This is a genomic window from Clostridium sp., assembly GCF_036569345.1.
In the GTDB taxonomy this organism is placed as follows: Bacteria; Bacillota; Clostridia; order Clostridiales; family Clostridiaceae; genus Clostridium_AD.
This window is the reverse complement of record NZ_DATCQT010000031.1, coordinates 1-12,147: the sequence shown is the minus strand read 5'-3', so window position 1 is coordinate 12,147 and position 12,147 is coordinate 1. Positions and strand designations below refer to the sequence as shown.

8 protein-coding genes and 1 pseudogene are annotated in these 12,147 nt (G+C 33.4%); 5 read left to right on the top strand and 4 right to left on the bottom strand.

The features are described 5' to 3' along the window. The first annotated feature begins 168 nt into the window (after positions 1-168). Together VIM70_RS03005 and VIM70_RS03000 are read left to right on the top strand one after the other, a co-directional pair. On the top strand, positions 169-531 hold the full coding sequence (locus VIM70_RS03005) for a hypothetical protein (protein ID WP_331943993.1): 363 nt from the start codon (positions 169-171) through the stop codon (positions 529-531). 275 nt (positions 532-806) lie between these two features. Further along, positions 807-1,733 (top strand): lysophospholipase, encoded by a 927-nt coding sequence (locus VIM70_RS03000; RefSeq protein WP_331943991.1) that lies wholly within the window; start codon positions 807-809, stop codon positions 1,731-1,733. Between the two features lie 750 nt (positions 1,734-2,483). Here the strand turns inward: VIM70_RS03000 and VIM70_RS02995 are convergent. Genes VIM70_RS02995 through nuoE form a run of 3 tightly spaced genes read right to left on the bottom strand, consistent with a single transcriptional unit; the run spans position 2,484 to position 6,709 of the window. Next, positions 2,484-4,253 (bottom strand): NADH-dependent [FeFe] hydrogenase, group A6, encoded by a 1,770-nt coding sequence (locus VIM70_RS02995; protein ID WP_331943989.1) that lies wholly within the window; start codon positions 4,251-4,253, stop codon positions 2,484-2,486. Positions 4,254-4,274: 21 nt separating this feature from the next. Further along, positions 4,275-6,170 (bottom strand): NADH-quinone oxidoreductase subunit NuoF, encoded by a 1,896-nt coding sequence (gene nuoF / locus VIM70_RS02990; protein WP_331943987.1) that lies wholly within the window; start codon positions 6,168-6,170, stop codon positions 4,275-4,277. 59 nt (positions 6,171-6,229) lie between these two features. Beyond that, the gene (nuoE, locus tag VIM70_RS02985) at positions 6,230-6,709 is read right to left on the bottom strand and encodes an NADH-quinone oxidoreductase subunit NuoE (RefSeq protein ID WP_331943985.1); all 480 of its coding nucleotides are present in this window, start codon (positions 6,707-6,709) and stop codon (positions 6,230-6,232) included. A 240-nt stretch (positions 6,710-6,949) separates the two neighbouring features. Between nuoE and VIM70_RS02980 the strand changes: the two genes are divergently transcribed. The 3 genes from VIM70_RS02980 to pepF all read left to right on the top strand — a co-directional run bounded on the left by VIM70_RS02980 (position 6,950) and on the right by pepF (position 11,176). Next, positions 6,950-8,443 carry a YjjI family glycine radical enzyme gene (locus tag VIM70_RS02980; RefSeq protein ID WP_331943983.1) on the top strand — a complete coding sequence of 498 codons (1,494 nt, stop codon included), beginning with the start codon at positions 6,950-6,952 and terminating at the stop codon, positions 8,441-8,443. Next, positions 8,436-9,272 (top strand): YjjW family glycine radical enzyme activase, encoded by an 837-nt coding sequence (locus VIM70_RS02975; protein WP_331943982.1) that lies wholly within the window; start codon positions 8,436-8,438, stop codon positions 9,270-9,272. The genes VIM70_RS02980 and VIM70_RS02975 overlap by 8 nt, the downstream gene beginning before the upstream one ends. A 104-nt stretch (positions 9,273-9,376) precedes the next feature. Beyond that, positions 9,377-11,176 (top strand): oligoendopeptidase F, encoded by a 1,800-nt coding sequence (pepF, locus tag VIM70_RS02970; RefSeq protein ID WP_331943981.1) that lies wholly within the window; start codon positions 9,377-9,379, stop codon positions 11,174-11,176. A gap of 57 nt (positions 11,177-11,233) precedes the next feature. Here pepF and VIM70_RS02965 read toward each other — a convergent pair. Next, a pseudogene (locus VIM70_RS02965) lies at positions 11,234-12,025 on the bottom strand (IS3 family transposase); the annotation flags it as partial. Positions 12,026-12,147 lie beyond the last annotated feature (122 nt).

Here is a 12,147-nt window from a genome sequence, read left to right as displayed (position 1 = left end):
TTTTCCATTATTAGAACCAACTATTAATGTTAGTTTGTTCTATAGGTGATTCAAATATGATGTGAAGAGCCGTATGCCTTAATAGGGCAAGTACGGTTCCGTCGAGGAGCATGGGCGGTAACGCCTGTGTTTACTTAAGAGATTAAGAGTATAGGTGTGGTGATAATTATGACAATTGCAGGAAAGATAATATATGGTGTGGGAAAATTAGTTGGAAATACTGCTGGATATGGAATAGATTTAACTGGTAATGTTATATCTTCTATAGCGGAGATATCAGGAAAAGATAAATTGGCTATTAATAGCAGAAAGTATAGCAGAGTAGCTTCTAGAGTTACCCTTAGAACTTTAAAAGTAACAGCAGCAGTAACCGCGGTTGTAGTAGATAAAACTATTGATGTAGCTGTAAATACTGCAAAATATATTGCTTTAAATGCTGTATCTACAAATGTACGAATTTATGGAGAAGCAGAGAATTTCTACGATAAAGATAAATATATAGATGTAAATTATAAGGTTTTGGAGAAATAAAGTTTAATATGGTAAAAAACATAATTTTACTTTCCAAATAGTTATTTTAGTGATATAATTTTAGTGAGAGTAAACATGAAATATAGATAATAGAAAAGTGAGTCACACTAGAAGGTCTGTTATATAATAGACTAGATTAGTGTGGTTTTTTTGTTTTAACTCATTTTAACATTAAAATATATATAATTACATATTTATAAGGAATTACTAAACTATAATTTAGAAAAATATAAGATAAAAGTTAATATAAAAATGTAAATACGGGGGATGGATTTATGAAATTAGAAAATTTCAAGTTTAAGGATAAGGGTGATTTAGAGGTATTCGTATACAAATGGCTACCTGATTCGAATGTACAAGTAAAAGGAGTAGTTATGATAGCACATGGAATGGCAGAGACAGCGGCAAGGTATGAAAGTTTTGCAAGGTCTTTAACAGATAATGGGTTTATTGTTTATGCTAATGACCATAGAGGTCATGGGAAAACTGCTGGTACAGTGGAAAAGCTAGGAGACCTAGGCGATGATGGCTTTAATTCAATGGTTGAAGATACTCATGAACTAAAAAATAGAATTAAAGAAGAAAATATGGATTTACCTATATTTTTATTTGGGCATAGTATGGGATCTTTTTTAGCACAAAGATATATTTGTTTATATGGAAATGAATTAAAAGGTGTTATTATTACAGGAACTTGCGGAGCACAGGGTATTATTTTAGACATAGGAAGAATGATAGCAAAAGGGGAGATTAAGAAAATTGGGAGAAGTGGAAAAAGTAATAAATTAGCTAAATTGATTTTTGGAAGTAATAACAACTCTTTTAAACCAAATAGGACAGACTTTGATTGGCTCAGTAGGGATAACAAGGAAGTAGATAAATATATAGACGACCCATTCTGTGGGACTGTTTTCACAGCTGGATTTTTCTGTGATTTTTTAGGGGGCCTAAAGAGTATAGAAAATCATAGGGAAATCAAGAATGTGACTAAAGATTTACCTGTTTATATTTTCGGAGGGGACAAAGATCCCGTAGGAAAAAATGGTAAGGGTCTCTTAAGACTTGTTAACACTTATAAAAAACATGGAATTAAGGATTTAACATACAAACTTTATAAAGATGGAAGACATGAGATGCTTAATGAAACAAATAAAGAAGAAGTAATTGCGGATGTAATAAAATGGCTTAACATTCATATTTAAGGTAAACACTTTTTCATAGATTATGCTAGAACAAAAGTATATATTGCTAGGGATGCTTTCGCGGCGCCAAGGAATTCTAAAATTTATTTTATTTACAGCCGCTAAAAAGTACAAACTCGCTTAAGCTCAAACATGTACTTTTTTTAACGCATCTGTAAATAAAATAAATTAAGAATTACTAAGGCTAGTTCAAATGCATCCTTGCGCAATATATACTTTTGTTAGCATAATATATGAAAAAGGATTTTATGCAATATAATGAGCAAGGTCAAGGGACTTTTAAAAGGGGATATTGTAAGACGAAGTATATGTGGTAGGGATGGTTTAACTTCGATGGGGGATTGTAAGATTTATTTTATTTACCAGCTACACAAGAGCACAAAATCGCGTTCGCTCTTTGATATATTTACTACGAGGTACGCTTTTGTTAGCATAATGGTATGAACTTTCTCCGGAAGTGACCTTACACTGCGTGTTTTGAAATAAGAAGAGCATAAACATTGAAATTCCATCTAGAAATTCTTGTTTTGCTAATATAAAATTCTCGTGAGCCTCACAGGAAGTGAGGCTAGCGAACCTGAGGCAGGACGCCGAATGTGAGTGCATAACAATTAATAATTGTTATGTCCCCCAGAGAACGACCCAGAGGTAGAGAATTTTATATTCGCAAAAGATTAGAATTCTAAATGGAATTTCACGTTTCAATCTCTTATTGCAAGTCCCGTAGGAGAAAGTTCATAGGTTGCACCCTTATTTTTTAGGTTCATATCTTTTCATTTTTTGATATTTACGATCTACAAAATGAGTGTGTAATAAATCATGAGCCTTTTCACCATAAGGTTCACCTAAGAATTCACTATATAGTTTTTGAATAGAAGGATTTTCATGTGATTTTCTTATAACTTTATTGTCATCTTCTTTGTAAATAGCCTCGATTCTCTTCTTGAGTATATCAATATCACCGTGAATATATGGTTGGCCACCGCCACCGATGCAACCACCTGGGCATGCCATAATTTCGATTATATGGTAGGTGGATTCACCACTTTTTATGGATTCAAGTAGTTTTCTTGCGTTACCTAAACCATTTGTTACTGCTACATGTACATCAATTCCATTTATTTTAACGGTAGCTTTTTTACTGCCTTCAAGACCCCTAATGGAGTGGAATTCTAATGCTGGACCTGTTTCACCAGTAATCCACTCATAAGCAGTTCTGACAGCTGCTTCTAAAACTCCACCGGAAGCTCCGAATATAACTCCAGCTCCAGATGATTCTCCTAGTGGATTGTCAAAATCATCATCTTTTAATGTAGTGAATTCAATGCCAGCCTCTTTAATCATTTTTGCTAATTCTCTAGTGCTTATTACAATATCTACATCTCTTAGATTATCGTGTTTTAATTCATCTCTTGCAGCTTCATATTTCTTAGCAAGGCAAGGCATAACAGAGACTACAACCATTTTTTTAGGATCTATATTCATTTTCTCCGCAAAATATGTTTTAGCTATAACACCAAACATTTCATGTGGTGATTTACAAGTAGAGGGGATATCGAGCATATCAGGATAATCATGTTCTAACATGTTTATCCATGCTGGGCAGCAACTTGTGAGTATAGGTAGTTTACCACCGTGTTCTAACCTATGTACAAATTCACTAGCTTCCTCCATTATAGTTAAATCAGCTGCAAAATCTGTATCAAAGACATAATCAAATCCTAGGGCACGTAGAGCGGATACCATTTTACCAGTTACTAGAGTTCCAGGTTCTAAACCAAATTCTTCTCCAAGGGCGGCTCTAATGGCTGGCGCAGTTTGTACTACAACTATTTTATCCTTAGTATTTATAGCATCCCATACATTAGGTGTGAAATTTACTTCCGTTAAGGCAGCAGTTGGACATACAGCAACGCACTGACCACAGAAAGTACAGTTTGTTTCAGCTATTGGTGCATTAAAAGCAGGAGCTACATTGGTTGTAAAACCTCTATTAATTCCGGACAAAACTCTACAGGTTTGAACTTCATTACACATAGTTTCACAACGCCTACATAAGATACATTTATCCAGGTTTCTTATAATAGAATAACTGGAATTGTCCGTTTCATAATGAGACATTTTACCAACATATTTAATTTCACGAATAGCCAATTCTGAGGCTAAAGATTGTAGTTCGCACTTAAGGTTTTTCTCACATAATAAGCATTCTTTAGGATGATTAGAAAGCAAGAGCTCAACTACTGCTCTACGTGATCTTATGGCTCTAATAGAATTTGTTATTACAACCATACCATTGGCTACAGGTGTGGAGCAGGCAGGAGCTAAATTTCTGCGTCCTTCTACCTCTACTACACATACTCTGCAGGAGCCTGGGTCATTAACTGTTCTGCCATCATGAAGCTTAAGATAACATAAAGTTGGTATATGGACATTAATGCTTTCGGCAGCTTTTAGAATGGATGTACCACCATCTACTTCTACTTTTATATTATTTATTGTTAAAGTCACTAAGTTCAAATTTATCACCTCTCTTAAGTATTACTTTCGTATTATGGCGTCTACTGGACACGTTTCGTAACATGAACCACATTTAATACATCTATCTTGATCAATAACATGTAGTTTTTTAATTTCTCCATGAATGCAAGTTACAGGGCAAATTTTGGCACAACGAGTACAACCTATACATTTGTCTGTGATTTCATACATTAATAGGTCTTTACATACTCCAGCAGGACAGTGCTTATCTCTTATATGAGATATAAATTCCTCTTCAAAATACCTTAGATTACTTAGAATAGGATTCGGAGAGGTTTGACCAAGACCACAAAGAGAAGTGTCTTTAATTATTTGACCTAACTCTTTTAATGTGTCTATATCTTGCTCGGTAGCCTTACCTTTGGTTATTTTTTCCACTAGTTCATACAATCTAGTATTTCCTATTCTACAAGGTGTACATTTACCACAAGATTCTTCTAAAGTGAATTGGAGATAGAATTTTGCAATATCCACCATACAGTTATCTTCATCCATTACAATCATTCCACCAGAACCCATCATAGAACCTATGGAATTTAAAGATTCATAGTCTATTGGGGTATCTAAAAGAGATGCAGGAATGCATCCACCAGAAGGGCCACCAGTTTGAACAGCTTTAAACTCCCGTCCATTTTTAATGCCACCACCAATATCAAATATGATTTCCCTAAGAGTTGTTCCCATTGGAACTTCAACTAAACCAACGTTATTTATTTTACCTGCAAGAGCAAAAACCTTAGTTCCTTTTGAGGTTTTTGTTCCAATAGAGCTAAACCAGTCTGCTCCTTTATTTATAATGGCAGGTATTAAGGCGAAGGTTTCTACATTATTAACACTGGTGGGTTTATCCCAAAGACCACTCTGAGCAGGGAATGGGGGCTTATTTGTAGGCTCTCCACGATACCCTTCAATTGAGTTAATAAGAGCAGTTTCTTCTCCACAAACAAAGGCACCAGCACCATATTTTAATTTTATATCGAAACTAAAGTCAGTTCCTAAAATATTGTTACCCAAAAAGCCACATTCGCGTGCTTGATTAATAGCTATTTTAAGTCTGTCAATGGCCAGTGGGTATTCAGCTCTTATATAGACAAAACCTTGGGACGCACCTATAGCGTACCCAGCGATAGCCATAGCTTCTAGAACACTATGAGGATCACCCTCTAGTATTGAACGATCCATAAAAGCACCAGGATCTCCTTCATCCGCATTACATATAATATATTTTTGATCTGCTTCAAATTTCTTAGCAAAAGACCATTTTGTACCTGTAGGGAAACCTCCGCCACCACGTCCTCGAAGCCCAGAATCAGAGATTAGTTTAATAATATCATCTTGTGACATAGTAGTAAGAACTTTGCCAAGGGCCATGTAACCTTCCTGCGCTATTGATTCGCGTATATCTTCAGGATTTATAAGGCCACAGTTTCTTAGTGCAATTCTATATTGCTTTTTATAAAAAGACATCTCATCTTGCCTTTTAACTTTTCGTTTCAAGGTTGGTTCCTCGTATAATAACCTGTCAATTACATTACCTTTAAGCAAATGCTGCTGTACTATTTCATCAGTATCATCCGGTGTTACTTGAATATAAAAGACATTATCAGGATCTATTTTTACAATTGGTCCTTTTTCACAAAAACCAAAGCAACCAGTTATATGTGCTTTTACTTCTTTGTCTAAGCCTGCCTCTTTTATCTTTTCATTCAATTTATCAATAATGAGTGCACTATCAGCAGATTGACAACCGGTTCCACCACAAACTAATATTTCCCGCTTACATCTAGTATGTTCTACGCTTAGTTCTTGTCCATGAGAGAATTTTCTAAGTTTGAGTAGTTGCATAAAATCCTCATGGGCTTTTGTAAGTTCTTTAAAAGAATTGATTTTATTCAAGGTTAAGTCCTCCTCGCTGTTTATTAAGTAGATAACAATTATTAATTAATATTTATCACCTATTCTGAGTACTCTTCTAAAATTTTAATTACATCATTCGTTTTGAAATGACCATAAACTTTTCCGTTAACTGTTACCACTGGAGCAAGTCCACAGGCACCTATACATCTAAGCGTTTCAATAGTATATTTTTTATCAGGTGTAGTTTCTCCAGTAGTTATATTAAGTCTTCTCTCAAATTCACTTAAAATATCTGCAGATCCTCGTACAAAGCAAGCTGTTCCAGTACATATATTTATAACATATTTACCTCTAGGAACTGTAGTGAAGTACGAGTAAAAGGTCACAACACCATAAACTGAGGCAGTTGGAACGTGTAGTTTTTCCCCAACGAAATCTTGAACTTCATTAGGGAGATATCCAAATATTTGTTGCGCTTTATGTAAGACTTCAATTAAAGAACTACGGTCATTAGATACAGTTTTGATAAAATCCTCTAACTTCTTAAATTGTTCATTAGATAAGTTTTCTGAGCACAATATACAAACCTCCTTACTATTCTCTGTGGGTTATATGCCCCGGTATATTTATACAAACGTCAATTAATAGTATTTCCAATCTGAAATGGAATATCCAAGAAAATCTTTGCAAAAACGTATAATTGAATGTAAAATATTATTAACAACATATATAAATTAACATACGTATATGTTAAACAACCCATTTCGACTTATCTTGAGAAAATGTGGTTAAAATAATTTAAATGGAGTGGTGTTTCAATGGACAACATTTTAGAGATTATTAAAAATCGAACATTAACTTATGAGCAAAAGGTATTAACCCTTGCTAGAGCAGCTGAGGATAGTATAGATGTTCTAAATATTGAAAAGGATACTCAAAAGCTTCGTGATGAGGGGATAATTTGTGATCTTTTTGAGGGGCATGCACCTTATAGACCTAGGTATATAGTTCCTAATTACGAGAGATTTATGAAAAACGGTAGTGAATTTTTGGCATTAGAACCACCGAAGGATATTTGGGAGGCTACAAATAGTTTATTGATATTATACAGGCATGTACCATCGATTACTTCATTTCCAGTATATATAGGAAATATTGACTTTCTTTTGGAACCCTTTGTGGTAAATGAAGAAGAAGCTTTTCATGCTATAAAATTATTTTTAACGCATATAGATAGAACCATAACAGATTCTTTTTGTCATGCAAATATAGGACCTCGAGATTTGAGAGCTGGAAGATTAATATTAAGAGCAGAGAGAGAACTGCAAAATGCAATCCCTAACTTAACTTTAAAATATAGTACTGAGACGTCTGATGATTTTGCTATTGATTGTATTAATACAACTTTAATAACTGCAAAGCCGAGTTTTGCAAACCATGAAATGTTCTCTAAAGAATTTGATGGAAACTATGCTATAGCGAGTTGTTATAATGGACTTACAATAGGTGGAGGAAGTTATACACTATCTAGATTAAATTTAGCAGCGCTTGCTAAAAAAGCAGAAAATGAAGATGAATTTATTAATGTAATATTACCAGATGCGATAGAAAAAATGGCTAATTATATGAAAGAGCGAATAAGATTTTTAGTGGAGGAGAGCGGTTTCTTTGAGACGAATTTCCTAGTAAAAGAAGGTTTAATTAATAAAGATAACTTTACAGGCATGTTTGGAATGTTTGGACTTGCTGAATGCGTAAATAATTTTGTTGATGCATCTATTTTAGAAAACAGATTTGGACATAGTGATATAGCAAATACTTTAGGCTATAAAATCATTGAGAAACTTGAAGACGAAGTTAATAAATTCAATGATCCTAACTGCACTGTAACTAAGGGGAAATATTTACTACATGCTCAGGTAGGCATTGAAACTGATATAGGAATAAGTCCAGGATGTAGGATTCCAATTGGGGATGAACCTGAACTTCCAGAGCATATAGTGCAGGCAGCTAAATTCCATAAGTTCTTTCCATCGGGGATAGGTGATGTATTTGCTTTTGATAGTACAGTTAAAAGTAACCCACAATATATACTGGATATTATTAAAGGTGCTTTTAAAAATGAAATGAGATATTTTTCAGCGTATTCTTCTGATTGTGATGTAATAAGAATTACTGGATATCTTGTGAAAAGATCAGACATGGAGAAATTAGATGCAGGTCAGCAGGTGCTTCAGGATACAGTTGCATTAGGACTTGGCTCAGTTAAAAATAATAGGGTACTAGAGAGGAAGATAAGAAAAAATGATTAAGGGACTAGTAAACCGAATTATTCCCTTTAGCTCTGTTGATGGCCCGGGAAATAGGACAACAATATTTTTGCAAGGGTGTAATTTTAACTGTCTTTATTGTCATAATCCAGAGACAATAAATGTTTGTAATAACTGCGCTAAATGCTTGAGTGCTTGCCATTATAAGGCACTGAAATTTAAGGCGCCTCATGTAGTATGGGATAAAACAATTTGTAGTAAATGTGATGAATGTATAAAAGGTTGTATGCGATTTAGCTCCCCAAAAGCACAAAACATGACCGTAGAAGATGTGCTCCTAAAAATAGAAAACAATAAAGTATTCATATCTGGAATTACAGTTTCAGGTGGTGAGTGTACCCTCCAAAGTGAGTTTTTAACATTTTTATTTAAAGAAGTTAAAAAGATGAACTTAACATGTTTTGTGGATACCAATGGGTCGGTGCCCCTATGGGAGCATAAGAAGCTAGTAGATGTTATGGATATGGCAATGGTTGATATAAAATCTTATAATAATGAGGAACACATAAAACTTACGGGCACAGGAAATACTATCGTAATAGAAAATGTAAAATATTTAGCGAACTTAAATAAAATTTATGAAATTAGAACAGTGATTGTACCAGAAGTAATAGACAATTATAATAATGTAGATAAAATTAGTAAACTTATGGCATCTTTAAATCCAGATATAAGATATAAACTTATTAAATATAGGCAACTAGGCGCGCGGCAAGGTCTTGTAAATAGTTATACACCTAATGCGAAAATCATGAATGAATTGGGAGAAATAGCTAGGTCAAATGGTTGCAGAAATATAGTTGTAGTATAAATTATGGAATGCTTTTGTATTATATGATACTATAGTTAAAATATGTAAATTAATAATTTGCTTTAATAGATTTTTAATTTATGAGATGAAAGAAGGAAGATTTAATGAGCGAAAGTAATAAACTTAAAACAAGGGATGAAATTGATAGTGCATGCAAGTGGAAGGTTGAAAATCTATATAAGAGTTCAATGTTGTGGGAAGAAGATTTCGAAATTCTAAAAACTAAAGCTCCAGAGATGTTAAGATTTTCAGGAAAATTGGATTCGGCTGAAAATTTATTATCATTTTTAGAAAACAATGTAGAAATTGAAAGACTTCTTGATAAATTGCTTGTATATGCACATCTAAGAGGGGACGAGGATACAGCTAAAGCAGAGTTTCAAGTGCTTAAAAATAAAATTGATGCATACGGTGCGGAGGTTTCTAGTTTTACAGCATTTTTTATACCTGAACTATTATCATTATCAGAGGGAGCTGTAGACGAGGCTATTAATAAGTTGCCAGAGTTAAAAGTATATGAATTTTATTTAAAAGATATTTTAGATCAGAAGGCTCATACCTTAAGTGCAGAGGGAGAAAAGCTTTTGGCCTCTGTTAGTGATTGTTTAAATGCACCAGGAAATATATTTTCAATGCTTACAGATGCAGATATGACATTCCCAAATATAAAAGATGAAAAAGGTAATGAGGTTGAATTCACGGAAGGAAACTACAGTAGTTTCATAAAATCTAAGGATAGAAGAGTAAGAAAAGATGCTTTTGAAACATTATTTGGAACCTATAAAGGATTTAGCAATGCTTTAACAACAGCTTTAACATCTTCAATAAAGAATTTTATATTTAATTCAAAAACAAGAAATTATACATCAGCCATAGAAAGTTCACTAAAGCCAAATAACATTCCAGTAGAGGTTTATCAAAATGTTGTGGATACTATAAATAACAATTTATCTTCCCTTCATAAATATGTAAGCCTTAAAAAGAAGCTGCTCGGGCTAGATGAAATTCATATGTATGATTTATATGTGCCAATAGTTGAAACAGAAGAGGATCATATTAAGTATGAAGATGCTGTTAGCATAGCACTCGAGGGTATTAAACCACTAGGACAAGAGTATTTGGATATATTTAAAGAAGGAATTAATGATGGTTGGGTAGATGTATTTCAAAACAAGGGTAAACGCTCTGGGGCATATTCTTGGGGATGTTATGACAGTATGCCATATGTGCTTTTAAATTATAACTATCAATTAAATGATGTATCAACTTTAGCTCACGAAATGGGTCACTCTATTCATTCTTATTATTCAAGGAAGAATCAACCATATATATATTCGAGATATGAACTATTCTGCGCGGAGGTTGCGTCTATTACTAATGAATGTTTATTAATAGATTACTTGATTAAAAATGAGACAGATAAGAAGAAAAGATTGTTCCTAATAAATCAACAATTAGAAGGAATAAGAACTACGGTGTTTAGACAATGTATGTTCGCAGAGTTTGAAAAAATAACACATGAAAAGATTGAACAGGGTTGTCCATTAGCTCCAGAAGATATGTGTAGAATTTATCATGACTTAAACGTAAAATATTTTGGAGAAGATATGGTGGTAGATGATGGCATAGATATGGAATGGGCAAGAATTCCTCATTTTTATAATGATTTCTATGTATATCAATATATTACAGGTTTTGCAGCAGCTAATTCTTTCAGCAAAATGATAACTTACGAGGGAGAAAGTGCTGTAGAAAGATATATAGAATTCCTAAAGAGTGGTGGAAGTGACTATCCAATAAATATACTCAAAAAGGCTGGGGTAGATATGTCAACACCAAAACCTTTAGAAGATACTATAAGAAGATTTGATGAATTATTAGAGATGCTCGAGAAAGAGATATAACAAAAGAAAGGTATGAATAAACTGGTACCTATGTCAAGGACACACTAAAAAAAGGTGCTAACAAGCTAAGAGATGTTTTCTGTATTGTACAGGAGCCATCTTTTTCAAGTTCCACTGGTATCTATAATTATTATAATATGTAATATACCTATCTATCATTTTCTTAACATTTTCAAGAGTAGTACAGGACTTTAAATCTATCTCATCTTTCATATGTCCAAAAAATGATTCCTGAGGGGCATTGTCCCAACAATTACCTTTACGCGACATTGACTGTGATAATTTGTGCTTTTTTAGTAGCTTTTGAAATGTTGGACTTGTATAATGACTACCTTGATCTGAATGAATAAAGGCATCTTTTGTTAACGTTACTCGTCTGTTTTTAACTAGATTCTTTATTGTATTTAAGGCTATATCAAGTGTTATTCTATCTGAAGTTTGATATGCTAATATTTCATTTGTTGAGGAGTCCTTAATTGTGGATAAGTAAGCCATTTTACTATTACCGTATGGTAAATATGTTATATCAGTAAGCAGAACCTTTCCTGGCGTAGCCTGCTTGAATTCACGATTCAAAATATTTTTTACTACGCTATGCTCTTTCGTTGCTTTAGCAATTCTTCTATATGGATTTGCCTTTCTATGAGGACATATTATTTCATATTTGTTCATAATCCTACGGATACGTTTTATACTATATATAATATTAAATTCATTATTCAAAGTCATTTTAATAGATCTAGATCCTTTTTTATAGCCCCTTCGATTAAACACCTTCAATATTAAGTCTCTATGCTCTAAATCACGCTTCTCGCGTTCAATCCGCTTATTGTATTTGTCAAGTGAAAAGTCCCCCATATTCTAATCCAAAACTCCTCCACCAAAAAATGTAAAAAAAAATATTTCCTAAAATTTTTACTTATCCACAATCATTTTTTTATGCTTAGCTGTGGATAAAATATATGGGATGA

Excerpts from the sequence above, each read along its gene's own strand:
- pepF (WP_331943981.1), top strand. The coding sequence starts at position 9,377 with ATGAGCGAAAGTAATAAACTTAAAACAAGGGATGAAATTGATAGTGCA.
- VIM70_RS02975 (WP_331943982.1), top strand. The coding sequence starts at position 8,436 with ATGATTAAGGGACTAGTAAACCGAATTATTCCCTTTAGCTCTGTTGAT.
- VIM70_RS02980 (WP_331943983.1), top strand. The coding sequence starts at position 6,950 with ATGGACAACATTTTAGAGATTATTAAAAATCGAACATTAACTTATGAG.
- VIM70_RS03000 (WP_331943991.1), top strand. The coding sequence starts at position 807 with ATGAAATTAGAAAATTTCAAGTTTAAGGATAAGGGTGATTTAGAGGTA.
- VIM70_RS03005 (WP_331943993.1), top strand. The coding sequence starts at position 169 with ATGACAATTGCAGGAAAGATAATATATGGTGTGGGAAAATTAGTTGGA.